Source organism: Schumannella soli (assembly GCF_006517435.1).
GTDB classification, from domain to species: Bacteria; Actinomycetota; Actinomycetes; order Actinomycetales; family Microbacteriaceae; genus Schumannella; species Schumannella soli.
Genome location: NZ_VHQG01000002.1, coordinates 508,096 through 533,442, shown reverse-complemented (window position 1 = coordinate 533,442; position 25,347 = coordinate 508,096). Strand labels below are relative to the sequence as shown.

18 protein-coding genes and 2 riboswitches are annotated in these 25,347 nt (G+C 69.7%); of the genes, 5 read left to right on the top strand and 13 right to left on the bottom strand.

Features of this window, described 5'->3' with window-relative positions; translation table 11 throughout:
* Window positions 1-29 precede the first annotated feature (29 nt).
* The 5 genes from FJ657_RS08175 to FJ657_RS08155 form a co-directional block, all read right to left on the bottom strand.
* Window positions 30-521 carry a hypothetical protein gene (locus FJ657_RS08175; protein WP_141163189.1) on the bottom strand — a complete coding sequence of 164 codons (492 nt, stop codon included), beginning with the start codon at window positions 519-521 and terminating at the stop codon, window positions 30-32.
* Between the two features lie 138 nt (window positions 522-659).
* The gene (gene typA, locus FJ657_RS08170; RefSeq protein ID WP_141163188.1) at window positions 660-2,579 is read right to left on the bottom strand and encodes a translational GTPase TypA; all 1,920 of its coding nucleotides are present in this window, start codon (window positions 2,577-2,579) and stop codon (window positions 660-662) included.
* Window positions 2,580-2,667: 88 nt separating this feature from the next.
* Window positions 2,668-4,488 carry an ABC transporter substrate-binding protein gene (locus tag FJ657_RS08165; protein ID WP_181408914.1) on the bottom strand — a complete coding sequence of 607 codons (1,821 nt, stop codon included), beginning with the start codon at window positions 4,486-4,488 and terminating at the stop codon, window positions 2,668-2,670.
* The gene (locus FJ657_RS08160) at window positions 4,485-6,290 is read right to left on the bottom strand and encodes an ABC transporter substrate-binding protein (protein ID WP_141163186.1); all 1,806 of its coding nucleotides are present in this window, start codon (window positions 6,288-6,290) and stop codon (window positions 4,485-4,487) included. The genes FJ657_RS08165 and FJ657_RS08160 overlap by 4 nt, the downstream gene beginning before the upstream one ends.
* A 144-nt stretch (window positions 6,291-6,434) precedes the next feature.
* Complete coding sequence (locus FJ657_RS08155; RefSeq protein WP_181408913.1) at window positions 6,435-8,150, bottom strand: ABC transporter family substrate-binding protein; 1,716 nt, start codon at window positions 8,148-8,150, stop codon at window positions 6,435-6,437.
* A gap of 285 nt (window positions 8,151-8,435) precedes the next feature.
* Here FJ657_RS08155 and FJ657_RS08150 point away from each other — a divergent pair, with 285 nt between their 5' ends.
* Genes FJ657_RS08150 through FJ657_RS08135 form a run of 4 tightly spaced genes read left to right on the top strand, consistent with a single transcriptional unit; the run spans window position 8,436 to window position 13,091 of the window.
* A complete protein-coding gene (locus FJ657_RS08150; RefSeq protein ID WP_141163184.1) occupies window positions 8,436-9,419 on the top strand; it encodes an ABC transporter permease in 984 nt (327 codons plus the stop codon).
* Complete coding sequence (locus FJ657_RS08145; protein WP_141163183.1) at window positions 9,419-10,333, top strand: ABC transporter permease; 915 nt, start codon at window positions 9,419-9,421, stop codon at window positions 10,331-10,333. The genes FJ657_RS08150 and FJ657_RS08145 overlap by 1 nt, the downstream gene beginning before the upstream one ends.
* Window positions 10,326-12,395, top strand: a complete 2,070-nt coding sequence (locus FJ657_RS08140; RefSeq protein WP_141163182.1) for an ABC transporter ATP-binding protein — start codon at window positions 10,326-10,328, stop codon at window positions 12,393-12,395. The genes FJ657_RS08145 and FJ657_RS08140 overlap by 8 nt, the downstream gene beginning before the upstream one ends.
* A gap of 48 nt (window positions 12,396-12,443) precedes the next feature.
* The gene (locus FJ657_RS08135) at window positions 12,444-13,091 is read left to right on the top strand and encodes a PH domain-containing protein (protein ID WP_141163181.1); all 648 of its coding nucleotides are present in this window, start codon (window positions 12,444-12,446) and stop codon (window positions 13,089-13,091) included.
* Between the two features lie 117 nt (window positions 13,092-13,208).
* Here the strand turns inward: FJ657_RS08135 and FJ657_RS08130 are convergent, their stop codons facing one another.
* The 4 genes from FJ657_RS08130 to FJ657_RS08115 all read right to left on the bottom strand — a co-directional run bounded on the left by FJ657_RS08130 (window position 13,209) and on the right by FJ657_RS08115 (window position 18,563).
* A complete protein-coding gene (locus FJ657_RS08130; RefSeq protein ID WP_141163180.1) occupies window positions 13,209-14,933 on the bottom strand; it encodes a dipeptide ABC transporter ATP-binding protein in 1,725 nt (574 codons plus the stop codon).
* A complete protein-coding gene (locus FJ657_RS08125) occupies window positions 14,930-15,889 on the bottom strand; it encodes an ABC transporter permease (RefSeq protein WP_141163179.1) in 960 nt (319 codons plus the stop codon). Before FJ657_RS08125 ends, FJ657_RS08130 begins: the two co-directional genes overlap by 4 nt.
* A complete protein-coding gene (locus FJ657_RS08120; RefSeq protein ID WP_141163178.1) occupies window positions 15,879-16,808 on the bottom strand; it encodes an ABC transporter permease in 930 nt (309 codons plus the stop codon). The genes FJ657_RS08125 and FJ657_RS08120 overlap by 11 nt, the downstream gene beginning before the upstream one ends.
* Window positions 16,809-16,916: 108 nt before the next feature.
* On the bottom strand, window positions 16,917-18,563 hold the full coding sequence (locus tag FJ657_RS08115) for a peptide ABC transporter substrate-binding protein (protein ID WP_141163177.1): 1,647 nt from the start codon (window positions 18,561-18,563) through the stop codon (window positions 16,917-16,919).
* 423 nt (window positions 18,564-18,986) lie between these two features.
* On the opposite strand from FJ657_RS08115, the gene FJ657_RS08110 reads away from it, so the two are divergent.
* Window positions 18,987-19,742 (top strand): CPBP family intramembrane glutamic endopeptidase, encoded by a 756-nt coding sequence (locus FJ657_RS08110; protein WP_255447216.1) that lies wholly within the window; start codon window positions 18,987-18,989, stop codon window positions 19,740-19,742.
* A 177-nt stretch (window positions 19,743-19,919) separates the two neighbouring features.
* On the opposite strand, the gene gcvP is transcribed toward FJ657_RS08110, so the two are convergent.
* The 4 genes from gcvP to FJ657_RS08090 all read right to left on the bottom strand — a co-directional run bounded on the left by gcvP (window position 19,920) and on the right by FJ657_RS08090 (window position 25,275).
* Window positions 19,920-22,763 (bottom strand): aminomethyl-transferring glycine dehydrogenase, encoded by a 2,844-nt coding sequence (gene gcvP, locus FJ657_RS08105; RefSeq protein ID WP_219995912.1) that lies wholly within the window; start codon window positions 22,761-22,763, stop codon window positions 19,920-19,922.
* A gap of 98 nt (window positions 22,764-22,861) precedes the next feature.
* Window positions 22,862-23,224 carry a glycine cleavage system protein GcvH gene (gene gcvH / locus FJ657_RS08100; protein ID WP_141163175.1) on the bottom strand — a complete coding sequence of 121 codons (363 nt, stop codon included), beginning with the start codon at window positions 23,222-23,224 and terminating at the stop codon, window positions 22,862-22,864.
* A gap of 2 nt (window positions 23,225-23,226) precedes the next feature.
* Window positions 23,227-24,402: a glycine cleavage system aminomethyltransferase GcvT gene (gene gcvT, locus FJ657_RS08095; RefSeq protein ID WP_141163174.1), complete on the bottom strand. Its 1,176-nt coding sequence runs from the start codon at window positions 24,400-24,402 to the stop codon at window positions 23,227-23,229.
* Window positions 24,403-24,442: 40 nt separating this feature from the next.
* A riboswitch (glycine riboswitch) is annotated at window positions 24,443-24,530 on the bottom strand.
* A riboswitch (glycine riboswitch) is annotated at window positions 24,531-24,620 on the bottom strand.
* Window positions 24,621-24,663: 43 nt separating this feature from the next.
* Entirely contained in the window at window positions 24,664-25,275 is a 612-nt protein-coding gene (locus tag FJ657_RS08090; RefSeq protein ID WP_141163173.1) for a hypothetical protein, read from the bottom strand.
* Window positions 25,276-25,347: the final 72 nt, after the last annotated feature.

Here is a 25,347-nt window from a genome sequence, read left to right as displayed (position 1 = left end):
GGCGTCCGAGGGGTCCGAGTGGCGCGGCCTCAGCCCGCGGGCGTCGCGGACGGCGACGGCGAGGCGGTCTCCGCGGTCTGCGTCACCGCGTAGTCGGCGATCCAGCCGAGCTTCTTGTCCTGCGTGACGAGCAGGATGACCGAGTAGGGCGCCTTCGCGAAGGTGCCCGAGCGGCCGTCGGCATCGGCCCCGGGCGTCGACGAGGCGGTGAAGCCCGCTGCGACCAGCTGGGCCGAGATCGTGTCGAAGGCGGCGCCGTCGGCGACCTTCTTCGTGACCGACCAGGACTTGTTCGAGCCCTCGACGATGCCGGCGCCGTAGACGACGTCGCCCTCGACGAGCGGCACATCCTTCGCGGGGAACGACTTCGGCAGACTCTCGCCGCCGATGTCGACCTTGTCACCCGATGCGCCCTCGACCGCGTTCTGCACGATCGCGCATCCGCTCAGCGCCACCGGAACGCCCAGGGCGATCGTGGAGGCCAGCGCGACCACGGCCAGACGACGAGAGAGTCGGCGCATCGATCGAGCTCCAGGAGGGATGGGGCGGGGGAACCCGCACGAGTCTAGTGAACGACAGTTGACCACGAGATGAGGGCGAGCACTGATCGGCCGGAGCCGATGCGCTCGCCCTCACCCCTGTGGAGCGGATGGATCGGATCAGCCGGCGACGGACGCGTCCTGGCGCTTCGCGCGCGAGGTGGCGCGGGCGCGCTCGCTCGGGTCGAGGATGACCTTGCGGATGCGCACGACCTCGGGGGTGACCTCGACGCACTCGTCCTCGCGGGCGAACTCCAGGCACTCCTCGAGGGTGAGGATGCGCGACGGCGTCAGCTTCTCGAAGTTGTCGGCGGTCGCGGAGCGCATGTTCGTGAGCTGCTTCTCCTTGGTGACGTTCACGTCCATGTCCTCGGCGCGCGAGTTCTCGCCGACGACCATGCCCGCGTAGACCTCCTGCGTCGGCTCGACGAAGAACGACATGCGCTCCTGCAGCGCGATCATCGCGAACGGCGTGGCGGAGCCGGCGCGGTCGGCGACGATCGAGCCGTTGACGCGGGTCGTGATCTGACCGGCCCAGGGCTCGTATCCGTGCGCGATCGCGTTGGCGATGCCGGTGCCGCGGGTGATCGTGAGGAACTCGGTGCGGAAGCCGATGAGGCCGCGCGACGGCACGACGAACTCCATGCGCACCCAGCCGGTGCCGTGGTTCGACATGTTGTCCATGCGTCCCTTGCGGGCGGCGAGCAGCTGGGTGATCGCGCCCAGGTGCTCCTCGGGGGTGTCGATCGTCAGGTGCTCGAAGGGCTCGTGCAGCTTGCCGTCGATCTGGCGGGTGACCACCTGCGGCTTGCCGACGGTGAGCTCGAAGCCCTCGCGGCGCATGTTCTCGACGAGGATCGCGAGCGCGAGCTCGCCGCGGCCCTGCACCTCCCAGGCGTCGGGCTTGCCGATGTCGAGCACGCGCAGCGACACGTTTCCGATCAGCTCGCGGTCGAGGCGGTCCTTGACCATGCGCGCCGTGAGCTTGTGGCCCTTGACCTTGCCGACGACCGGCGAGGTGTTGGTTCCGATCGTCATCGAGATCGCCGGCTCGTCGACCGTGATGGCCGGCAGCGGACGGATGTCCTCGGGATCGGCGATGGTCTCGCCGATGGTGATGTTCTCGATGCCCGCGACGGCGACGATGTCACCGGCCGAGGCGCTCTCGGCGGGGAGGCGCTCGAGCGCCTTCGTGATGAGCAGCTCGGTGATGCGCACGTTCGAGTGCGAGCCGTCGTGACGCACCCAGGCGACCGTCTGGCCCTTGCGGATCGTGCCGGCGAACACGCGCAGCAGAGCGATGCGGCCGAGGAACGGCGAGGCGTCGAGGTTGGTGACCCAGGCCTGCAGCGGGGCCTCGTCGTCGTAGGCGGGGGCCGGCACGTGCTTGAGGATCGCGTCGAACAGCGGCTCGAGGTCGGCGTTGTCGGGCAGCTCGCCGTCGCCGGGCTTGTTCCAGCTGGCGGCGCCGTTGCGGCCCGACGCGTAGACGACCGGCACGTCGAGCAGGGCGTCCACGTCGAGGTCGGGCACGTCGTCGGCGAGGTCGCTCGCGAGGCCGAGCAGCAGGTCGTGGCTCTCCTCGACGACGGCGTCGATGCGCGCATCCGGGCGGTCGGTCTTGTTGACGAGCAGGATGACGGGCAGCTTCGCCTCGAGCGCCTTGCGCAGCACGAAGCGCGTCTGCGGGAGCGGGCCCTCGCTCGCGTCGACGAGCAGCACGACGCCGTCGACCATGCTCAGGCCGCGCTCGACCTCGCCGCCGAAGTCGGCGTGGCCGGGGGTGTCGATCACGTTGATCGTGACGGGGCCGTCGACCGCGTGCTTGCCCGAGTACGACACCGCCGTGTTCTTGGCGAGGATCGTGATGCCCTTCTCGCGCTCGAGGTCGTTCGAGTCCATCGCGCGCTCCTCGACGTGAGCGTGCTCGCCGAACGAGCCGGTCTGACGGAGCATGGCGTCGACGAGCGTCGTCTTACCGTGGTCGACGTGGGCGACGATCGCGACGTTGCGCAGATCAGTACGGCGGGCATCAGCCATGACGGGATTCCTCGGATGAAGTGGAGAGAGGCGGCGGGTCGGCATCGGACCTCGCCGGCGGGCGAGATGCCCGGGACCTCATCCCAGTCTACCCGCTGGAAGAGGATGACGCCGTCGGCCGCCAGGTCCATGCCGTCGCGAGCACTCCGCCTGCCATCGGCGAGGCCCGCACGTCGCCCAGCCCGTCGCCGACGAGGGTGAGCGTCGGGGCCGCGGCGAAGGGCGCACCCCAGGCGTCGGCGGCGATGCGGCCGTCGAGCTGGGCCAGCAGCCGGTCGCGGTCGCGCGCGTCGGCGGCGGTGTCGATCCGGCCGATCAGCCGGTCGGTCTCGGCGTCGGAGTATCCGGTGAAGTTCGACACCGAGGCGGTGCGGAAAGGCTGGGCGAGATCCTCGGGCGGCAGGTCGGCGGTGTCCCAGGCGAACAGCGCCGCGTCGTAGGCGCCGTCGGTGCCGAGCTGCGACATCCAGTCGGTCGACGAGCAGTCCTGCACATCGAACCCGGCTTTCGCGGCGGAATCCCGGATGAGCTCGAAGGCCGCGCGGCGCGGCGCGCGATCCGGATCGAAGAGGATGCACACGGCCGGAGCGTCGACGTCGGCCTGCGCGAGCAGGCGGCGCGCGGATGCGAGGTCGGGCTTCGTGCGCGCCGCGAGTCGCGTCGCCTTCTCCCCCGCGGCGAGTCCCGGCGAGCCGGGCCGGAACACGAACGACGACAGCGGGGTCGCCGCCGGATCGACGCGGCCCGCCATAGCCTCGACGATCGCGGCGCGCGGGATCGTCGCGAGGAACGCCCGCCGCACCCGCACGTCGGCGAACACGCCCGACTTCGAGCCGGTCTGCTTGAGCTCGAGGTGCTCGACGCGGGCGCGCACGCCGTACCGCGGATCGAGATCGCGGTCGCTGCGCAGCAGGGTCGCGACATCGGCGCTCGGCTCGGGCGCGGCCACATCCACCTCGCCGTCGCGGAACGCCTTCACGGCGCTGAGCGGATCGGTGAGCACGCGCAGCTTCAGCTCATCGACGCCGGGCTGGCGCGTCCCTCGGTAGTCGGCGCGGGCTCGCAGCGTCGCGGAGCCGTCGGCGCCGAGCGCGGCCAGCTCGTAGGGGCCGGAGCCGACGCGCAGACGCGCGTCCGGCAGCTCCGCGCCGGGGGCGATGGCCCAGGCGGAGTTCCAGGTGCGGGCGAGCGGAGCGAGGGTCGCGGCCTGGTCGCGGCGCACGGCATCGCTGACGAGCTTCTTCGCCGTGGCGCCGTCACGCTGGTGTCGAGCGTCGAGCGCGACCTCCGCCGCGATGTGCGCGGGCACGGAGGGCGCGATCAGTGCCGGCAGGTTGCCGACGCGACGGTCGAAGACGACGGTGATCGAACGGCCGTCGTCGCCGACCGTCGGCGACCCGACGCTGTGCTCCAGCCCGCTCGTGCGGGCGCCGTCGAAGTAGACGGCCGAGTCCGGCAGCGCCGTCAGCAGCCCGGTATCGGGATCGACGTAGTCGTCGACCGCGAGCCCCGGCGTGGTCAGACGACCCGAATCGGCGGCCCAGGCCAGCAGCAGATCGGCGGCGTCGACCGGCACGCCGTCCGACCAGGTCACGCCGGATGCCACGCGCCAGCGCACCGTGAACGGCTGCTGCGCCACGACGTCCACCGACCCGAAAGCAGGATCGGCGACCCACTCGCCGTCGTCGCCCCACCATCCGAAGCCCGACTGGGTGAGCTGCGCCACCGCGCCGTCGACGCTGTTCGCGCGTGCGGCCGAGGTGCGCGGGTTCAGCGCGTCGAGCGGCTGATCGACCGCGACGCGCACCACGCTGCCATCGACGAGCTTCGGCTGCGGTCCCGTGCACGCCGACAGCACGAGCGCCGCGCCGACCGCGACCGCGACGGCGAGACGGATGCGGCGGGTCACGACGAGGGGCTGGAGCTCGGAGTCGGGCGGTCGGCCGCGCGCCACGTCCAGGCGTTCCACAGCACCGAACGCGCCGAGGGGCCCGGCTTGATCCCGCCGACGCCCTGACCGTGCGAGATGACCGACGGCAGCCGGTACAGCGGGAGCAGGTGGTCATCGGCCCAGAGCGCATGATCGAGATCGGCCAGCGCCGCCGCCCGGGCAGGATCGGTCGTCGCCCGCTGCAGCGCGGTCAGGGCATCCTCGGCGTCCTGCGTCGGCTTGCGCAGCGGCGACGCGGCGAGCTCGTCGCTCTGCAGCACCTCGAGTGCGCCCGGTCGCGTCGCGCTCGCCGAGTCCCAGGAGAGCAGGGCGACATCCCACGACTGGGGCTCGGCTAGCCGGTTGCGCCAGTCGGCGGTGCCGCAGTCGGTCACCTCGAAGTCGAACTTCTCCGCGGCGGCCTTGATGATCTCGAACGTCGCCGTGCGGCGGGGGTTCGTCGAGTCGTAGAGCACGCACACCGAACGATCGGAGACGCGGGCGCCGTCGAGCACGTCCTGCAGGGTCTTCTTCGCGTCGGCCGAGTACGCGGCCGATCCGTTCGACGTCGCCGCCGTCGCGTAGTCGGCGTCGCCCGGAGCCGCGACCCACGACTGCAGCGGCGAGGCGTCGGTTCCGACGCCGTCGAAGAGCTGATCGACGATCTCCTGACGCGGGATCGAGAGCAGCAGCGCGCGGCGGAACGAGCCGTCGAGCATCGCCCCGTTGCGTGGCGACGTCGTGTTCGCCTCGACGAGGTCGATGCGCGAACTCGCCTCGACCGCGCTCGACGCGGAGGTCACGTCGGAGACGGCCGAGAAGTCGGCGCCGATGCGCAGCCGCGCCACGTCGAGGTCGCCCTTCGCGAGCGCGGCGATCGTGGCGGAGGAATCGGCGCGGTAGTCGAGGCGCAGCGCCGGCACGCGCGCCGCACGGTCCCCGCGGTACTCGGCGTTGCGCACCAGCTCGACGCCCGACTCCCCCGCGGCCTTGATGCGGTAGGGGCCCGAGGAGACCAGAAGCGACGTGTCCTTCGGGGTCGTCGTGAAGTCCCAGCCGCCGTTCCACGCCCGCGCGACCGCCGCGAGGTCGTCGCCCGAGCCGGCTCGGATCGCCGCCGCGACAGCCTTCTTGCCGGCCGTGGCCGACGATGACTTCAGGGCCAGCGCCCCGACGACGTGGGCGGGCAGGCTCGGCTCGAGCGCGAGCTGCCAGCCGGCCACGGGATGCGCGAACTCCACCAGGATCGAACGCCCGGCGTCGGAGATCTTCGGGGTCTTCTGCGCTGCGGTGAGCAGACCGCCCGGAGCGCCGAACCAGACGCTGTCGGCCGGCGCATCCGCTTTCAGCTTCCCGGTCGCCGGGTCGAGCTGCGCCGCGGCGTCGGCGGAGTCGAGACGCTGCGACTCCGCGGCCCAGGTCAGCAGCAGGTCGGTCGCGTCGATCGGCGTCCCGTCGCTCCACTGCACCTGGTCGGCGAGCGTGTAGCGCACGCGGAAGGGCGAGTTCGACACGATCTCGGCCTTGCCGAACGAGGTGTCGAGCACGAGCTGGCCGCTCGGGTCGTAGTAGCCGAAGCCCGACGAGGTGAGGTAGCCGACATCGGCGTTCGCCGCCGCGCGGCCGTGCGCCGTGCGGGCGTTGGCGGAGGTGAACGGCGCCGCGATGCTGACGCTCAGCGACGCGCCCTTCTGCACTTCGGGGGCCGGGGATGTGCACGCGGCGAGCACGAGCGCGGCGGCCACGGCGGCGACGGCGAGAGCGGGGCGGGGGAACCTCATCCCGGTCAGCCTACAAGGGGTCGACCGGGCGTCCTGCTGGGAGACGGCACGCCGCCGCAGCGCGTCATCCGCGGCCCCGCGACGACGATGGCGGCACCCTCTCGACGAGGATGCCGCCATCGCGGATTCAGCCGATCAGTCGGTTCAGCTGGTGTAGCCGACCCGGTTCCACGGCACGTTCTGCACCTCGAACTGCGAGGGACCGTAGTTCACGAGGCCCTTGGTCACTCCGTAGGCGTAGGGCTCCGGGAACAGCGGGACCGTCGTGACGAGCTTCACGAGCTTCTTGTCGATCGCCTGCGCATCGGTGATGCGCTTGTCGGCGTCGAGCTCGCTGTTCGCCTTGTCGAAGGCGGCGCCGAGGCTCTTGTCGGTGACGCCCGGGAAGTTCTGCCCGGCGTTGGCCGGGTAGTAGATCGACTTCACGCTCGACACCGGGAAGGGCGTGCCCTGCCAGGCGAAGTAGGTCGCGTCGAAGTCGCGTCCGTCGGTGGTGATGTACTTCGTGAAGAAGTCGTCAGAGGGCACGACGTCGATGTTCACCTTGAAGCCGGCGGCCTTCGCCTGCTGCTGCACGAGCTGCGCGATGTTGGCCGAGTTCTGGTTCTCCGAAGGGATGACGAAGCGCACGGTGAGCGTCTTGCCGTCCTTCTTCATGTAGGTGCCGTCGAGCTTCCAGCCCTCGCCCTCGAGCAGCTTCTTGGCCGCGTCGACGTCGTAGCCGATGACGCTCGACGCGTCGTCCTCGTAGCCCTTCTGACCGGGCAGGTAGACGAGGTTGCCGAGCACCGTCACGGGGCTGCCGACCGGCTTCAGGATGGCCTGGGCCAGCACGTCGCGCTTGAGCGACTTCGCGAAGGCCTGACGCACCTTGACGTCCTTGAACACCGAGGAGGTGCCGTTGAGCGTCACGTGGCGGAAGGTGGTTCCGAGCGAACGCTGGATCTCAGCGTCCGACCGGCTCTCGGCGGTCTTCAGGTTGTCGGCCGAGCCGTACAGGTTGAAGGCGTCGATCTCCTTGTTGGCGAAGGCCTGCGCGAGACCGTTGCGCGACACCGACTTGAAGATCAGGCTGTCGAGCTTGGCCGGCTGACCCCACCAGGCGGGGTTCTTGGCGAAGGTGACGACCTGCGCGTTCGCGTCGATCGACTTCACGATGAACGGTCCGCCCGAGACGAAGGTGGTGCCGTCGGCGGCGACGGGGCCGTTCTTCCAGAGGTTGTTGAAGTGGTCGGGCGTGTCGACGGCCCACTTCGGGTAGATGCCACCGAGCACCGACGCCCAGTCGGCGTTGGTCTTGGCGAAGGTGATCTTGACGTCCTGCGGGCTCGAGCCGGCCTCGACCGACTTCACGTCCTCCCACACGTTGCTCGACGTCGGTGCGAAGTCCGAGTCGGGGCTCTTCAGGGCGTTCCAGTTCGCGGCGACGTCGTCTGCCGAGATAGCGGTGCCGTCCGACCACTTCGCGGCCGGGTTGATCTTGATCTCGACGACCTGCGGGGAGTCGCTCGTGAGCTCGACCGATTCGGCGTAGTCCTTGTTGACCTCCCAGGTGCCGTCTTCCTTGATCGTGATGAAGCCGGGGAGGTAGACCGTGGAGAGCAGGGCGTCGTCGACGGTGCCCGAGTCGAGGTTGTAGAGCTGCCAGTTCGCCGGGATGGCGTCGACCGGCAGCGTCACCGTGCCGCCGTCCTTGACCTGGTCGTAATCCGCCTTCTGCCAGCCGGTGCTGGGCAGCTTGACGTCGTCGCTGGGCGACGTGCTCGAGGAGGTGCCGCCGCCGGCCGTGCAGCCGGTGAGCGCCACGGCGGCGATCGCGAGCGACGCGATCACCAGCCCCGGCTTGCGCATGGAGACCATGGAAGATCCTTTCGTGAGGGATGCCCCGACCCGGCACTCGGGCGCACGCGATCGGCGCGGCTCCGACGGGTCGTTCCGAACACTATGCACCCCGAGCGGGGGTGGACCCATTCCCGATGACGTTTTGTTATCTTGCTGAACCATCGGGGAAACGGCCTGGAAACACGGGCCGCTGAGACTCGACGATGTCGCGGCCGACCACGCTGTGCCTTCGTTCCCCGAGCAGACGGTAGGTTTTTCCGTGTCGCGACGAAGCGACCGACGTACCGTGCAGGAAGGCGTGACGTGGCGGGATTCCTCCTCAAGAGGCTGCTGAACTATCTGGCGCTCACCTCCGTGGCGACCGTGCTCGGATACCTGCTCGTCAGCAGCACCCTCGACCCCATCGCCCGGTTCCTGGGGCGCAACCCCCCGATCCCTCAGGCGTCGATCGACACGACCCTCAGTCGGCTGGGGGTGAACCCGGACACTCCGCTGCTCGCTCGCCTCGGCAACTGGATCGTGAATCTGGTGACGACGGGATCGCTCGGCACCAGCACGCGGGGCACGGAGGTCACCGCCGACATCTTCGCTCGCTCCGGCACGAGCCTGAGGCTCCTCATCATCGGTACGATCCTCGGCGCGATCATCGGCATCGCGATCGGGGTGTGGGGCGCCGTGCGCCAGTACAAGGCGCCCGACCAGATCACGACATACGCCTCCTTCGTCGTCCTCGCGACACCGGTGTTCGTTCTCGCGGTGCTGCTCATGATCACGGCGACCGCGATCAACCGCACGACCGACTCCCAGATCTTCAACTTCACCGGCGAGTACACACCAGGGCTGTCGGGCGGATTCTTCACCCTGCTGGGCGACCGGATCGTGCACCTGCTCCTTCCGACGATCAGCCTGACGGTCTTCGCCGTGGCGTCGTACTCGCGCTACCAGCGCTCGGCGATGCTCGACGTGATGAGCGCCGACTACATCCGCACCGCGCGCTCGAAGGGCCGCACGCGCGGCTCGGCGATGATCCGCCACGGCGTGCGCGTCGCGCTGATCCCGATGTCGACCTTCTTCGCCTACTCCTTCGGCCTCGTGCTGACGGGCGCCAGCGTGACGGAGCTGGCCTTCAGCTGGCACGGCATGGGCGAGTACCTGATCACCAGCATCCGCAACAACGACATCAACGCGGCAGCCGGCACGATCCTGTTCACCTCGATCCTCGTGCTCATCTCGGGCACGCTCGCCGACTTCCTCTATGCCGCCCTCGATCCGAGAGTGAGGGTCTGATGTCCTCGATCGATCCGACGACGACGACCATCGAGACCGAAGCGGACTCCGCATCCGCTCCGCCCGATGTGCGTCACGGCGTGCTGCGCCGGACCTTCCGCGCCAAGCGGGCATGGATCGGGGCGATCGCGCTCGCGCTGATCACCCTGTGGGCCTTCGTCGGCCCGCTGCTCGCGCCGTACAACGCCACGGACTCCGACGTTCTCGCGTTCGGGGCGGCCCCTGGCGGCGGGCACTGGTTCGGCACCAACGACATCGGTCAGGACGTGTACGCGCAGACCCTGGTCGGACTGCAGAAGTCGATCATCATCGGCCTGATCGCGGGACCCCTCGCGACGCTGATCGCCGGATTCGTCGGCGCGATCGCCGGGTACTTCGGCGGAGTCGCCGACCGCGTGATCGTCTGGGTCATCGATCTGCTGCTGGTGATCCCGTCGTTCTTCATCCTCGTGCTCGTCAGCCCGATCTTCAAACAGCTCAGCTGGGTTGCGCTCGTCGTCCTGATCTCGGTGTTCAGCTGGATGATCATGGCGCGCGTCGTGCGGGGCCAGACCATGTCGCTGCGCGAGCGCGACTTCGTCAAGGCCGCCCGCTACATGGGCGTGAAGCCGCTCACGATCATCCGCCGCCACATCATCCCGAACGTGGCCTCGCTGCTCATCATCGACGCCACCTTGGGCGTCGGCGCGGCGATCATCTTCGAATCGACGCTGAGCTACTTCGGTTTCGGCATCCAGGTGCCCGACGTCTCGCTCGGCTCGCTTCTGGCGAGCTACAGCAACGCCGCCGTCACCCGCCCGTGGCTGTTCGCTCTCCCTGCCGCCACTCTGATCGCGACCGTGCTCGCGACCAGCCTGCTCGGCGACGCCTTCCGCGACGCCATCGACCCGACCTCGGGAGCCAACCGTGACTGAGCCCCTTCTCCGCGTCGACGACCTGCACGTCACCTTCGGCGGTCAGAGCCAGCAGGTGCACGCCGTGCGCGGCGTGAGCTACGAGGTGAACCGCGGCGAGTTCCTCGGCATCGTCGGCGAATCCGGATCCGGCAAGTCGGTGTCGTCGACGGCCGTCATGGGTCTGCTGCCCTCGAGCGCGAAGGTGACCGGCAGCATCCGCTACGACGGACGCGAGCTGCTCGACCTCGACGACAAGCAGCTCTCGCGCATCCGCGGCAGCGAGATCGCGATGATCTTCCAGGACCCGCTGTCGGCGCTGACGCCCGTGTACACGATCGGGCAGCAGATCATCGAGGGTCTCAAGCTGCACGACCGCTCGATCTCGAACCAGGCCGCTCGCGCCCGCGCGGTCGAGCTGCTCGGCGTCGTCGGCATCCCGAACCCGCAGCGGCGCGTCGACAGCTTCCCGCACGAGTTCTCGGGCGGCATGCGTCAGCGCGCGATGATCGCGATCGCCATCGCGAACGACCCGAAGCTGATCATCGCCGACGAGCCGACGACGGCGCTCGACGTGACCATCCAGGCGCAGATCCTCGAGGTGCTGCAGAAGGCCAAGGAGATCACCGGCGCCGCCGTCGTGCTGATCACGCATGACCTCGGCGTCGTCGCCGGCAACGCCGACCGTGTCGCGGTCATGTACGCCGGCCGGATCGTCGAGCAGGCGCCCGTCGACCAGCTGTTCGCGGCGCCGGCCATGCCCTACACGATCGGCCTGCTGCGCTCGATGCCGAACATGGCGGCGCCGCGCGAAGAGCGGCTCGTGCCGCTCGAGGGCCGACCTCCGCTGCTCACCCAGCTGCCGAAGGGATGCCCCTTCGCGGATCGCTGCCCCGCCGCCTTCGCCGCCTGCCGCGGCGAGGAGCCCGCGCTGCTGCCCGTGGCGGGCGACGACGGTCACGTCGCGGCGTGCATCCGCGCCGAGGAGATCGCGGCCGGTCGTCTGCGCCGACCCGACATCTTCCCGCGGCCGGAGGAGGTCGAGGCCGTGCCGGTGGCGCGCGTCGACTCCGCCCCCGTCGTCGAGCTGCGCGATGTCAAGCGCACCTTCCCGGTGATGAAGGGCACGGTCTTCCGTCGTCGCATCGGCACGGTCAAGGCCGTCGACGGCGTGAGCTTCTCGATCGGCCGCGGCACGACCCTCGGGCTCGTCGGCGAGTCGGGCTCGGGCAAGACGACGACGATCCTCGAGCTCATGGAGCTCGCGAAGGCGCAGCACGGCTCGATCTCGATCAACGGGGTCGACACCGCGACGCTCAGCCAGGCCGACCGGCGCAAGCTGCGCAGCGAGATCCAGATCGTCTTCCAGGACCCGATGGCGTCGCTCGACCCGCGCATGTCGATCCAGGACATCATCGCCGAGCCGCTGACCGTGACCGGGGCGCCGAAAGACGAGCAGGTGCGCAAGGTCGCCCGCATGCTCGAGCTCGTCGGCCTCGAGCCGAGCTTCGCGAACCGCTACCCGCACCAGTTCTCGGGCGGTCAGCGCCAGCGGATCGGCATCGCCCGCGCGCTCATCGTCGAGCCGAAGATCCTCGTGCTCGACGAGCCGGTATCGGCGCTGGACGTGTCGGTGCAGGCGGGAGTGCTCAACCTGCTCGAAGACCTCAAGGCGCGGTTGGGGCTGTCGTATCTCTTCGTGGCCCACGACCTCGCGGTCGTGCGCCACATCGCCGACGACGTCGCCGTCATGTACCTCGGCCGCATCGTCGAGTACGGACCCGCCGACCTGATCTTCAGCGACCCGCGGCATCCGTACACGCAGGCCCTGTTCTCGGCCGTGCCCGTGCCCGACCCGCAGGTCGAGCGCACGCGCAGCCGGGTGCTGCTGCAGGGCGACCTGCCGTCGCCGCTCGACGAGATCACGGGATGCCCGTTCCGCAGCCGCTGCCCGCTCTACAAGCTGCTGCCCGAAGATCGTCAGCGGCGCTGCGCCGAAGAGGATCCGGCAGCCCGCACGGTGCACGACCGCGAGGTGCGCTGCCACTGGGCCGAGGAGGAGCGCTTCGACGTCGCCGTCTGATCCCGGGGCGCACCGCTCGCGCAGTCACGGCATGCCAGGGTGGATGCCATGACCGACTCCGCCGCCGTCCGCCGCTCGCGAGAGCGGCTGGTGCTGCGCTCCCCCAGCTCGATCTGGCTCGTCGCCGTCGTCGTCGCCGTCGGAATCTTCCTGCTCGGCGACGCGATCGTGCGCGGGCAGTGGATCGTCGCACTGCGCGCCCTGCCGTGGATCGCGCTCGTCGCGTGGCTGTTCTTCGCGGTGCTCGTGCGGCCGAGCGTCGTCGTCACGCGCGAGCGGCTCGAGATCGTCAACGTGTGGCGTCGCTTCGAGCTGCCGTGGGCGGCGATCGATCACCTCGAGAGCCGCTACCAGCTGCGGGCGCACCTCGTCGACGGCCGTCTCGTGCGCTCGTGGGGCGCTCCGGCGGCCGGACTCGACCGAGCACCCCGGGCGGTCGCCGACGATCAGCGCCTGCGCGCATCCGGCAGCCGGGCGGGCCGCGCGGCGCTGCCCCCGACCCATCTGGTCATCGATCGCTGGCTCGCCGCCGCCGCCGAACGGGATGAGCGCGCCGGGGTGGTCGCGGGCGCTCCGCCCGGCCCGAGCGCCGGCGGCGCCGGCGCGGTCGAGGGCGTCATCGTGCGCATCGACTGGTGGGTTCCGGCGGTCACCGCCGCGCTGCTGCTCTCACTGATCCCGGCGACCCTGGCCTGAGCCGGCGCTGACGCCCGCGTCGGCGTGCACATCCGCGCCCGCACCGTACCCGCACGACGAAGGCCCCGCATCCTCACCGGATGCGGGGCCTTCGCACGATCGGACGTGCCGAGCCGATCAGACGCCGAGCTTGATGCCGGCGCCCGGGATCGCCTCGAGCAGGTCGCGCGTGTACTGCTGCTGCGGCGACTGGAAGACCTCGTCGGTGGACGCCTGCTCGACGATGCGCCCCTTCTGCATGACCGCGACGTTGTCGGCGATCACGCGCACGACGGCGAGGTCGTGCGTGATGAAGAGGTACGTCAGTCCGAGCTCGCTCTGCAGCTCGGCGAGCAGCTGCAGGATCTGCGCCTGCACGAGCACGTCGAGGGCCGAGACGGCCTCGTCGAGCACGATGATCTCCGGTTTGAGCGCCAGGGCACGCGCCACGGCGACGCGCTGCCGCTGGCCGCCCGAGAGCTCGTTCGGGTAGCGGTCGGCCAGCGCCGTGGGCAGCGCGACCTGCTCGAGCAGCTCGGTCACCCGCGCGCGCCGCGAGTCGCGGTCGCCCACCTTGTGGATCTTGAGCGGCTCGGCGATCGTGTTGCCGATGTTGACGAGCGGGTCGAGGGTTCCGTACGGATCCTGGAACACGGGCTGCATCGTGCGGCGCAGGCCGAAGAGCTCACGGCCGCTCAGCGTCGTGATGTCGCGGCCCTTGACCGAGATCGACCCGGAGGTCGCCTTCTCGAGGCCGAGCAGCAGCTTCGCGACGGTCGACTTGCCCGATCCCGACTCCCCCACGAGGGCCGTGGTAGTGCCCTTGGGGATCTCGAGGCTGACCTTGTCGACGGCGGTGAAGTCGACGCTGCGGAAGCCGCCGGTGCGGATCTTGAAGACCTTCGTCAGGTCCCTGATCTCGATGACCGACTCACGCGGGGTGCTCGCGAGGTGCTCCGCGCGCTCCTCGGCCGCCGAGATCAGGTCGACGCTGTCGCCGAGGGACTGATCGGCGTGCGAGAGCTCGCCCAGCTTCTTGTCGCTGGCCTGGATGCGACGCGAGGCGAGACTCGGCGCCGCCGCGATGAGCCGCTGTGTGTAGGGGTGCAGCGGGTTCTGCAGCACCTCGATCGACGGGCCGGCCTCGACGATGTCGCCCTTGTACATGACGATGAGCTTCTCGGCGCGCTCGGCCGCGAGGCCCAGATCGTGAGTGATGAAGAGCACCGCGGTGCCGGCATCGCCCGTGAGGGTGTCCAGGTGGTCGAGGATGCGGCGCTGCACGGTCACGTCAAGCGCCGAGGTGGGCTCGTCGGCGATGAGCAGCTTCGGGTCGCCCGACAGGCCGATGCCGATCAGCACGCGCTGGCGCATCCCGCCCGAGAACTGGTGCGGGAACTGCCGCATGCGCTTGTCGGCGTCGTCGAGACCCGCCTGCTTGAGCACCTCGACGGCCTTCTTCTTGACCTCGCGCGCGCTCGTGGCGACGCCGTTGGCGCGGATCGTCTCCTCGACCTGGAAGCCGACCGACCACACCGGGTTGAGGTTCGACATCGGGTCCTGCGGGACGAAGCCGATCTCCTTGCCGCGCACGTCCTCGAGGTCGGTGCGCGAGGCCTGTGCGAGATCCCTGCCCTCGAACAGCACCTGACCGGCGCTGATCTTGCCGGTGCCCGGCAGCAGATTGATGATCGCGGCCGCGGTCGTCGACTTGCCCGATCCGGACTCGCCGACGATCGCGACGGTCTCGCCGTGCTCGATCGTGAAGTTGACGCCGTTGAGCGCCCGCACCTCACCGCGCTGCGTGCGGAAGGTGACCTCGAGGTCCTTGACCTCGAGCAGAGGGGTTCGCTGGTCGATCATCGCTGTGCACGCGCCTTCGGGTCGAGGGACTCGCGCAGCATCTCTCCGAAGATCACGAAGCTGAGCACGGTGATGGTCAGCGCGATCGACGGGTAGATGAGCGTCGCCGGGTTGGAGCGCAGATCGGTCTGCGCGTCGGAGATGTCGTTGCCCCACGACATGACGCCCGCGGGCAGGCCGACGCCGAGGAACGACAGCGTCGCCTCGGCGGTGATCGCCGCCGCGAGAGACAGGGTGGTGACGACGATGACCGGCGCGATCGCGTTCGGCAGCACGTGCTTGAACATCAGTGCGATGCGGCTCTGGCCGAGGGCGGTGCCGGCCATGACGAAGTCGGAGTTCTTCACGCGCAGCACCTCCGACCTCATGACGCGGGCGGTGGACGGCCACGTGAATGCGCCGATCGCCAAGGCGATCACGAAGACGTTCACGTAGGCGGCGAAGACCGACATGATCACGACGGCGGCGAGGATGTAGGGGATCGAGAAGAAGATGTCGCCGAGGCGCATGAGCACGCTGTCGACCCACCCGCCGAAGAAGCCGGCGATCGATCCGAGCAGCGCGCCGGTGATCCCCGACATCGCGATCACGAGGAAGCCGACCGACAGCGACGCTCCCGCGCCGTGCACGATGCGGGAGAAGACGTCGCATCCCTGCTTCGTGTAGCCGAGGATGTGCTCGGCCGTCGGAGCTCCGTTGCTGTTGCCCAGCACGCACTGGGAGTTGGGCGGCACCTGGGTGAAGAGACCGGGCGCGATGGCGACGACGATGAACAGCAGGATGAACGCGACCGACACCCAGAACAGCGGGCGATGACGCAGGTCGCGCCAGGCGTCCGTCCACAGGTTGCTGCGCTTGTCATCGAGCTTGACCTGATCGATCGCCGCGACCGGGGTCTCGCTGACGGGCGCGACGAAATGCTCCGCGCTGCGGCGCGGCACGGTGTTACTTGACATAGCGGATCCTCGGGTCGAGAACGGCGTAGACCAGGTCGATGACGATGTTCACCACGAGGTAGAACAGCACCATCACGGTGACGAACGACACGACGGTGGGTCGTTCTCCGCGGATGATCGCCTGATACAGGGTCTGACCGACGCCGGGCACGTTGAAGATGCCCTCGGTCACGGTCGCGCCGACCAGCAGGATGCCGAAGTCGGCTCCGAGCTGGGTGGTGACGGGGATGAGCGAGTTGCGCAGCACGTGCACGCGGATGACGCGGCCGCGCGAGAGCCCCTTCGAGAAGGCGGTGCGCACGAAGTCGTTGCCGAGCGTCTCGATCACCGATCCGCGCGTGAGGCGGATGTTGACGGCGACGAGGCTCGCGGCGAGGACGATCGCTGGAAGCAGCAGCCGCGGGATCGACGCGTCGGCGCCGACCGTGGTCGGGAAGAGCCCGAGCTTGAATCCGAGGCCGAACTGGCCGATGAAGGCGATCACGAAGATCGGCACCGAGAGGAAGAGAAGGCTGACCACGAGCGAGCTGAGGTCGAAGAGCTTGCCCTTGCGCAGGCCGGCGACGAGGCCGATGGCGACGCCGACGATCATCTCGATGATGACGGCCATGAGCGCGAGTCGCGCGGTCACCGGGATCGTGTCGGCGAGCACGGCGTTGACGGACTGCCCCGAGAAGGAGGTGCCGAAGTTTCCGGTGACGACATCGCGCAGGTAGTAGAGGTATTGCACGATGAACGGCTCGTTGAGGTGGTACTGCTCCCGCAGCGCCTTGAGCAATTCGGCGTTCGGCTGCTTGTCGCCGAACAGCGCGGCGACCGGGTCGCCGGGCATCGCGAAGACGAGGAAGTAGATGAGGAACGTGGTGCCGATGAGTACAGGGATCGCCTGCAGGATTCGGCGGATGACGTAGAAGACCATGGGATCAACCGGCCAGACGTCGGGTCATGAGGAAGGTTTCTTTCGTGGTGGTGTCACGGGTGTGGGGCGGCAGCTGACGCTGCCGCCCCACAGGTGAAGCAAGAGTGCTTACTTCTTGGTGATCTGGTAGTAGATCGGCACGCTGTTCCAGCCCACCTTGACGTTCTCCACCTTGGTGCTGAATCCACCGACGGTGTTCTGGTACCAGAGCGGGATCGCCGGAAGGTCCTTGAAGAGGACTTCCTCGGCCTGCGTGAACTTCGCGTTGGCCTTGTCGATGTCGGGCTCGCTCGAGCCCTCCTTCAGCAGGTTGTCGAAGTCGGCGTTGGAGTAGTCACCGTCGTTCGAGCTCGCGTTGGTGGCGTACAACGGTCCCAGGAAGTTGAAGAGACCCGGGTAGTCGGCCTGCCATCCGCTGCGGAACGCGGTGGTGATGTCGCGCTTGCCGGCGTCGTTCTTCGAGATGAGCTGACGCGCCTGCTGGAAGGTCGGGTACGCCTTGCCGGAGCAGTCCATGCCCTTGAGGTTGTTGTTCAGACCGTTGCAGACAGCGTCGACCCAGCCCTTGTGGCCGCCGTCGGTGTTGTACGCGATCGAGAACGAGCCCGACCACGGCGAGATGGCGTCGGCCTCAGCCCACAGCTTCTTGGCCTCGTCGGGGTCGTACTTCAGCACGTCCGAACCGGGGATGTCCTTGTTGAAGCCCGAGATCGTCGGCGACGTGAAGTCGACCGCCGGGGTGCGGGTTCCGTCGAAGATCTTCTCCGTGATGGTGTCGCGGTCGATCGCGTGCGAGATCGCGGCGCGACGCAGCTTGCCCTCGTCGCCCTGGAAGTGCGCGAACGCGGTCTGGTCGGTGTAGTTCGCCGTGTTCGACGGGATCGTGAACGACTGGAAGACGGCGCCGGGGGTGTTGATGGCGCGGTCGCCGAGGTCGCTCTTGAAGTTCGCGAAGGCCGAGTCGGGCAGCGCGTCGAGCACGTCGAGGTTGTCGCTCAGCAGGTCCTGGTAGGCCGCGCCGAGGTCGGAGTAGAAGACGATCGACAGGCCCTTGTTGTCGGCCTTGCGACCACCCGTGTACGACGAGTTGGTCGTCAGGTCGATCTTCTTGTTGTGCTGCCAGGCGGTCTTGCTCGCCAGCTTGTACGGGCCGTTGCCGACCGGGTTCTCACCGAAGGCCTTGGTGACCTGGCCGTTGCTGTCGAAGGCCTCCTTCGGCAGCGGGTAGAACGCCGAGTAGCCGAGGCGCAGCGGGAAGTCCGCGAGCTTCGAGTTCAGCGCGATCGTGAAGGTCTGGTCGTCGACCTTCTTCAGACCGGTGAGGTCGCTGTCCGCGTCGTAGCTGAAGCCCTGGATGTCTTCGAAGAAGTAGGAGTTGAGGCGCTTGTTCGAGAGGAGCGCGCCGTCCTTCCAGGCGTTGATGAAGGAGTCGGAGGTGACGGCCTCGCCGTTGGAGAACTTCTCACCCGACTTGATCTTCACCGTGTAGTTCTGCTGGTCGGTCGAGGTGATCGACTCTGCGAGGTCGTTGACCGGGGTGCCGTCCGCCTCGTAGTAGACGAGTCCCGCGAAGATGGCGTCGAGGATCTTTCCTCCGCCGACCTCGTTGGTGTTCGTCGGGATCAGCGGGTTCTGGGGCTCCGAGCCGTTGGTCGAGATGACACCCGAGTCGGCGCCGTTGGAGCCGCCCCCCGTGGCGCATCCGGCCAGGGCGACGGTGGTCGCCAGGGCGATGCCGCCGACGATCGCCCCCATCCGAGAGATTCGCAATGTTCCTCCTGTGCAGAAAGCTTCACGACGATGCGCATGCAGAAACACACCGCCGTGTCCTGGGGAAACGATAGGTCGCGGGTGTACCCCGGCCAAATCCCCGAGGGAAACGTTACCTCTCGGAAATGATCGGCGCGATATGTTGCGCTATCTGCACATCTGCGCCGATATGTACCCCGATTCGGTGGATTCGTGCGCCCCGCCCAGGCTAGCCCGGGTGCTGGGACCGGGGACGGCGGGGGCAGAGGTGTCCTCCGAACGCCCCACCGGATGTGCGGATGCGCCGTCGGGCCTCGGGCCCTCGCGCTGTCAGCGTCGTCGGCGTCGGCGTCGGCGTCGGCGTCGGCGTCGTCAGCGTCGCAATGGTCTGCACGGGCCGCGAGGTCGTCGCGCGCCTACGATCGTGGCGTGAGCCGCGCCCGCATCCACGCCGAGGTCCTGATCGTGCTCGGGCTGTCGCTCGGACTCTCCGCCCTCTACGCGATCGTGCAGCTGATCGACGCGAGCACGCGCGGCCCGCTCAGCGGACAGACCACGACCCTCAACCCCTCGCGCAGCGATCGCGAGATCTTCGACCTGCTCTACCAGCTGCTGTCGCTGCTGGGCGACCTCGTGCCCGTCGCGCTCGTCTGCTATCTGCTCTGGAGCGCGACACGGCCGCGGCTCGACCGGCTCGGAATCGACTTCACCCGGCCGGGGCGGGATGCGCTGCAGGGGCTCGGACTGGCGATCGTGATCGGCGCGGGCGGGATCGGGATCTATCTCGGGGCTCGGGCGCTCGGACTCGCGGTCGGCGTGCAGGCCAATGGACTCACCGAGCACTGGTGGACGATCCCGGTGCTTCTCCTCTCGGCCTTCCGCGCCGGCGCGAGCGAGGAGGTCATCGTGATCGGCTACCTCTTCGCGCGGCTGCGCGAGGCCGGCTGGAAGGACTGGACGATCATCGTCGGCGCCGCCGTGCTGCGGGGCAGCTACCACCTGTACCAGGGCTGGGGCGGCTTCGTGGGCAACCTGATCATGGGGCTGATCTTCGGCTGGCTGTACTCGCGCACCCGGCGGGTGCTGCCGCTCGTCATCGCGCACACGATCATCGACGCTGTCGTCTTCGTCGGGTACCCGTGGGCCGCATCCACGTTCCCGGCGCTCTTCGGCGTCGGCCGCTGAGCCTCTTGCCCGGCCAGATACGCCAAATGCCCGCTTCCGCGGCATGCCGGGCTCGACACGCCGCGGAAGCGGGCAACTCAGGATCAGATCAGGCGAAGGCTTCGATCGGCCGCGCTCCGCAGGAGCGATGACCAGCACAGCCAGGCGCAGCCGGCCCGCCGATCGGAGCCTGAGCCGCTAGGCGAAGGCTTCGATCGGCGGGCAGGCGCAGACGAGGTTGCGGTCTCCGTACGCCTGGTCGATGCGGCGCACGGGCGGCCAGTACTTGCCGGCGACGACCGCGCGCACCGGGTAGACAGCGCGCTCGCGGTCGTAGGGGTGCGTCCATTCGCCGACGATGACGCTCTCGGCCGTGTGCGGTGCGTTCACGAGCGGGTTGTCGTCGTGGGCCCACTCCCCCGCGCCGACGGCGTCGGCTTCGGCGCGGATGGCGATCATCGCCTCGACGAAGCGGTCGAGCTCGGCGAGGTCTTCGCTCTCGGTCGGCTCGACCATGAGCGTGCCCGCGACGGGGAACGACATCGTCGGGGCGTGGAAGCCGTAGTCGATGAGGCGCTTCGCCACGTCGTCGACGGTCACGCCGGTCGCCTCGCGCAGCGGCCGCAGGTCGAGGATGCACTCGTGCGCGACGAGTCCGTTGTCGCCGGAGTAGAGCACCGGGAACGCCTCGCGCAGGCGCACGGCGAGGTAGTTCGCCGCGAGCACGGCGGCGCCGGTGGCGCGCTTGAGTCCGTCGGCGCCCATCATGCGCACGTACGACCACGAGATCGGCAGGATGCTGGGGCTGCCGTACGGCGCCGCGCTGACGATGTTGTGGTGCTCGGGCACGGATGCGCCGCCGCGGTCGATCGTGTCGCGCTGCTGCAGCGGGTGGCCGGGCAGGAATGGCGCGAGGTGCGCCTTCGCCGCGACCGGTCCGACGCCGGGGCCGCCGCCGCCGTGCGGGATGCAGAACGTCTTGTGCAGGTTGAGGTGCGAGACGTCGCCGCCGAAGTCGCCGAAGCGGGCGTAGCCGAGCAAGGCGTTGAGGTTCGCGCCGTCGACGTAGACCTGGCCGCCGGCCTCATGCACCGCATCCGCGATCGCCCGCACCTCGTGCTCGTAGACGCCGTGCGTCGACGGGTAGGTGATCATGAGCGCGGCGATCTCGTCGGCGTGCTGGGCGATCTTCGCGCGCAGGTCGTCGAGGTCGACGTCGCCGGTCTCGGTGCAGGCGACGACGACGACGCGCATGCCGGCGAGCACGGCGCTGGCCGCGTTGGTGCCGTGCGCGCTCGACGGGATGAGGCAGATCATGCGGGCGGCGTCGCCGCGGCTGAGGTGGTAGCCGCGGATCGCGAGCAGTCCGGCGAGCTCGCCCTGGCTGCCGGCGTTCGGCTGCAGCGAGACGCGGTCGTAGCCGGTGACGGTCGCGAGCCACGACTGCAGCTGCTCGATCAGCTCGAGCGAGCCCTCGACATCCGCCTCGGGAGCGAAGGGATGCAGGTCGGCGAACTCGGGCCAGGTCACGGCGGCCATCTCGGTCGCCGCGTTGAGCTTCATGGTGCACGAGCCGAGCGGGATCATGCCGCGGTCGAGCGCGTAGTCCTTGTCGGCGAGGTGCTTGAGGTAGCGCATCATGCCGGTCTCGGAATGGTGCGTGTCGAACACCGGGTGCGTGAGGTAGTCGCTCTGGCGCACGAGCGGCGGCTGGATGCTGACGAGCGCCGCCTTGACCGGCAGGGCGACGTCGGGCGTGCCGAGCGCGGCGCCGAGGAGGCGGGCGACGGTCGTCGCCTCCTCGTCGGTCGTCGTCTCGTCGACGCTGAACTGCAGGTGGTCGTCGTCGACGACATGGAGAAGCAGGTCGAGGTCGCGCGCGTCGGCGGCGACCCGGTGCGCGGTGCCCGGAACGCGCACGAGTACGGTGTCGAAGAACGCGCGGTGCACGGCGGCGTCGCCGAGGGCGTCGGCGATGCGCGTGGCGGTGCGGTTGACCCGGTGGGCGATCCGCTTGAGGCCCGCGGGGCCGTGGTAGACGGCGTACATCGAGGCCATCACGGCGAGCAGCACCTGCGCGGTGCAGATGTTGCTCGTCGCCTTCTCGCGGCGGATGTGCTGCTCGCGCGTCTGCAGCGAGAGCCGGTAGGCGGGGTGGCCGGCGGCATCCTGCGAGACGCCCACGAGGCGGCCGGGCAGCTGACGTTCGAGTCCGGCGCGAACGGCCATGAATCCGGCGTGCGGCCCGCCGAAGCCCATCGGCACGCCGAAGCGCTGCGAGCTGCCGACGGCCACGTCGGCGCCGAGCTCGCCGGGAGCGGAGATGAGCGTGAGGGCGAGCAGGTCGGTCGCGGCGACGGCGACGCCGCCGCCCGCCTTCACCGCGGCGAAGACGGCGCTCGGGTCGGCGAGGCGGCCGGAGGCGCCGGGGTACTGCACGACGACGCCGAACACGTCAGCGGCGACATCGGCGATCGCCGCGTCGCCCGACGCGGCGGCGCCCGCCAGGTCGGCGAAGCGCAGCTCGATGCCGACGGCCTCGGCACGGTGCTGCAGCAGAGCGCGGGTCTGCGGCAGCACGTCCTCGTCGACCAGGAACACGTTCGACGTCGACTTCGCGGCGCGGCGCGCGAGCAGCATCCCCTCGACCACCGCGGTGCCCTCGTCGAGCATCGACGCGTTCGCCGTGGTCAGGCCGGTCAGGTCGGCGACCATCGTCTGGAAGTTGATGAGCGCCTCGAGACGCCCCTGCGAGATCTCGGGCTGGTACGGCGTGTAGGCCGTGTACCAGCTCGGGTTCTCGAGCACGTTGCGCTGGATCACCGCCGGCGTGATCGTGCCGTAGTAGCCGAGGCCGATCATCGACCGGCGCACCGTATTGCGACCGGCGAGCGCCCGCAGCTCGGCGAGGGCTTCGCGCTCGCTCGCCGCGGGCGGCAGCGCGGCGGTGCCGTCGGTCTCGCCCGGCTGCAGGCGGATGCCGGCCGGCACCGCCGCATCCATCAGCGCGTCGACGGAGTCGTAGCCGACGGCCTCGAGCATGTGCGCCTCGGCGGCGCGATCGAGGCCGATGTGACGGTCGGCGAAGACCTCGCCGAGACGTCCGGCGCCGGCGCTCAGCCCGGAGGCTCCCTGCCCGCTCACTCGGCGGTGAGCGCGGCGTACTCCTCCGCGCTGAGCAGGGTCGGCAGCGCGGTGAAGCGCACACGGATCATCCAGCCGTCGCCGGTCGGGTCCGAGTTCACGAGCGAGGGATCGTCGATCACGGCCTGATTGGCTTCGACGACCTCGCCGTCGCTGGGCGCGAACAGCTCGCCGACCGACTTGGTCGACTCGATCTCGCCGACGACCGCACCGGCGGTCAGCGCCGAGCCGGCTGCGGGCAGGTCGACGTAGACGACGTCGCCGAGCTTGTCGGCGGCGTAGGCGGTGATGCCGATCGTGGCGACATCGCCGTCGACGGCGATCCACTCGTGCTCGGCGGTGTACTGAAGCTCGGACATGATCACTTCTTCCGTGTGTAGAAGGGCAGGGCGACGACGCGGGCCGGGATGCGGCTGCCGCGCACGTCGAGGTCGAGCGCCTGGCCGACGGCCGCGACGGCCGGGTCGACGAAGGCGAGGGCGATGGGGTGGCCGAGGGTCGGCGACAGCGCGCCCGAGGTGATCTCGCCGACGGGGGCGCCGCCGTCGCTCTCGGGGGCGAGCACGGCGTAGCCGGCGCGACCGGCGCGACGCCCCTCGGCGGCGAGTCCGACCAGCACGCGGGCGCCCTCGGCGGGCCCGGACTCGACGGCGGCGCGGCCGACGAAGTCGGCGGTCTTAGACGCGGGCGGGGCGATGCGGCCGAGCCCCGCCTGAGCGGGCTGGATATCGCGGCTCAGCTCGTGGCCGTAGAGCGGCATCCCCGCCTCGAGGCGGAGGGTGTCGCGCGCGGCGAGTCCCGCGGGCAGCAGACCGAGCGGCGTGCCGGCCTCGAGCAGCGCCGACCACAGCAGCGGCGCGGTCGCGGCGTCGACGTAGAGCTCGAAGCCGTCTTCGCCGGTGTAGCCGGTGCGGGCGATCAGCAGCGGACGGCCCGCGAACACGGCGCCCATGATCGCGTAGTACGGGAGCGAGTCGAGCGTGTGCCCCATGGCCTTGGCGTCGTCGTGCTCGAGGCCGGGCGTCGCGTGCAGGATCTGCCGGGCGAGCGGCCCCTGCACGGCGACGAGGGCGAGGGCGTCGGTCGCGTCGGCGAGGGTCGCGTCGAAGCCCTGCAGCCGCTGCAGCAGGGCCTGCGCGACGGCGTCGTGATTGCCGGCGTTGGCGACGACGAGGTACTCCGACTCGGCGTTGCGGTAGACGATCAGGTCGTCGATCACGCCGCCGTCCTCGGCGAGGATCATCGTGTACTTCGCCCGCGACACCGCGATCGCGCTGACGTCGGCCGCGAGGGCCGCATCCAGGAACTCGGCCGCCTGCGGGCCGCTCACCCCGAACTCGGCCATGTGCGAGATGTCGAAGAGGCCGGCCGCCTGGCGCACGGCGTGATGCTCAGCAAGGTCGGAGCCGTAGCGCAGCGGCATGTCCCATCCGCCGAAATCGGTGAAGGCGGCGCCGGCCGTCGACGTCGCGTCATGCAACGGCGATCGGCGCAGCGGCGCGGGCGCGCCGTCGGCGGGGATGGCGGGATCGGTCATCGAGGAGTCCTCCGTGAAGCACGCGGGCCGTGGACGGGACTCCCCCTCTGTCATGGTGCCTGAGAGTTTCGCGCCGGGCGGGCGCTTTCACCGTGGGCGGCCCGCGATGCGGACGCTTTTCAGAGTGGCCTCGCGCAGCGGTGCTGTGACCTGAGAGATTGGCGGGGAGGCTTGCTCCTTCGGTGTCTGGTCGAACCAGACTCTCCCGCTGCGCGTGCGGCCGATATTCGATTGCGGCGTCAGCCTAGCAAGCGCGAGCGCTCAGCCCGCGACCCCCGCCGCGAACAGGATCGAGAACCCGACGGCGGGCGCCATGAGCAGCACGCCGCCGCCGATCGCCAGGCCGGAGAAGAGGCGGTTGCGGGCGCTCTCGGCGCGGTGGAAGCCGAGCGCGCCCAGGCAGGTGCCCAGAACCCAGGTGAGGCCGAACAGCGCGAGGGGTCCGGCGGCCGACTGGTAGCTCAGCGGGTGGCCGATGATCGCCCCGACGACGAGGGGGACGCCGCCGAGGATGATCCACGCGGCGATCGTCACCCCGGTGAGAACGGTTCCGACGATCGACATGACCGGGATCGGCACACGGTCGACGACGGGGGCGCCCGAGCGGTCGATCACGACGGTCTCGATGACCCCGTCCTCCCCGCGGTTGGCTTTCACCAGCAGCACGATCGCCGAACCGCCGAGCACGACGGCGATGACGACGAGGTCGATCGTCACGAGGGCGTTGAGCAGACCGCTGAGCGGCGAGTACGGGAATCCGGCGGCCGAGCCGGCGTTCACGAGAGCCGCGGCGAAGGCGATGATCGCGACCAGTCCAAGCAGGAGCGGACTCCGACGCACGCGCGGGCGAGCGATCGGGAAGGGCACGGACACCCGGGAATCCTAGGCCGGGCTGCCTGGATGCGCGCCGCACGCGGCCCGTGCGCGACCGGGGCGCGGCCGAGG

What these genes read in the sequence shown, in the direction of transcription:
- FJ657_RS08175 (WP_141163189.1), bottom strand. Translation starts at nt 521, where the DNA reads ATGCGCCGACTCTCTCGTCGTCTGGCCGTGGTCGCGCTGGCCTCCACG.
- FJ657_RS08135 (WP_141163181.1), top strand. Translation starts at nt 12,444, where the DNA reads ATGACCGACTCCGCCGCCGTCCGCCGCTCGCGAGAGCGGCTGGTGCTG.
- FJ657_RS08125 (WP_141163179.1), bottom strand. Translation starts at nt 15,889, where the DNA reads ATGTCAAGTAACACCGTGCCGCGCCGCAGCGCGGAGCATTTCGTCGCG.
- gcvH (WP_141163175.1), bottom strand. Translation starts at nt 23,224, where the DNA reads ATGTCCGAGCTTCAGTACACCGCCGAGCACGAGTGGATCGCCGTCGAC.
- FJ657_RS08115 (WP_141163177.1), bottom strand. Translation starts at nt 18,563, where the DNA reads ATGGGGGCGATCGTCGGCGGCATCGCCCTGGCGACCACCGTCGCCCTG.
- typA (WP_141163188.1), bottom strand. Translation starts at nt 2,579, where the DNA reads ATGGCTGATGCCCGCCGTACTGATCTGCGCAACGTCGCGATCGTCGCC.
- gcvT (WP_141163174.1), bottom strand. Translation starts at nt 24,402, where the DNA reads ATGACCGATCCCGCCATCCCCGCCGACGGCGCGCCCGCGCCGCTGCGC.
- FJ657_RS08145 (WP_141163183.1), top strand. Translation starts at nt 9,419, where the DNA reads ATGTCCTCGATCGATCCGACGACGACGACCATCGAGACCGAAGCGGAC.
- FJ657_RS08155 (WP_181408913.1), bottom strand. Translation starts at nt 8,150, where the DNA reads ATGGTCTCCATGCGCAAGCCGGGGCTGGTGATCGCGTCGCTCGCGATC.
- gcvP (WP_219995912.1), bottom strand. Translation starts at nt 22,763, where the DNA reads ATGCTCGAGGCCGTCGGCTACGACTCCGTCGACGCGCTGATGGATGCG.
- FJ657_RS08120 (WP_141163178.1), bottom strand. Translation starts at nt 16,808, where the DNA reads ATGGTCTTCTACGTCATCCGCCGAATCCTGCAGGCGATCCCTGTACTC.
- FJ657_RS08130 (WP_141163180.1), bottom strand. Translation starts at nt 14,933, where the DNA reads ATGATCGACCAGCGAACCCCTCTGCTCGAGGTCAAGGACCTCGAGGTC.
- FJ657_RS08160 (WP_141163186.1), bottom strand. Translation starts at nt 6,290, where the DNA reads ATGAGGTTCCCCCGCCCCGCTCTCGCCGTCGCCGCCGTGGCCGCCGCG.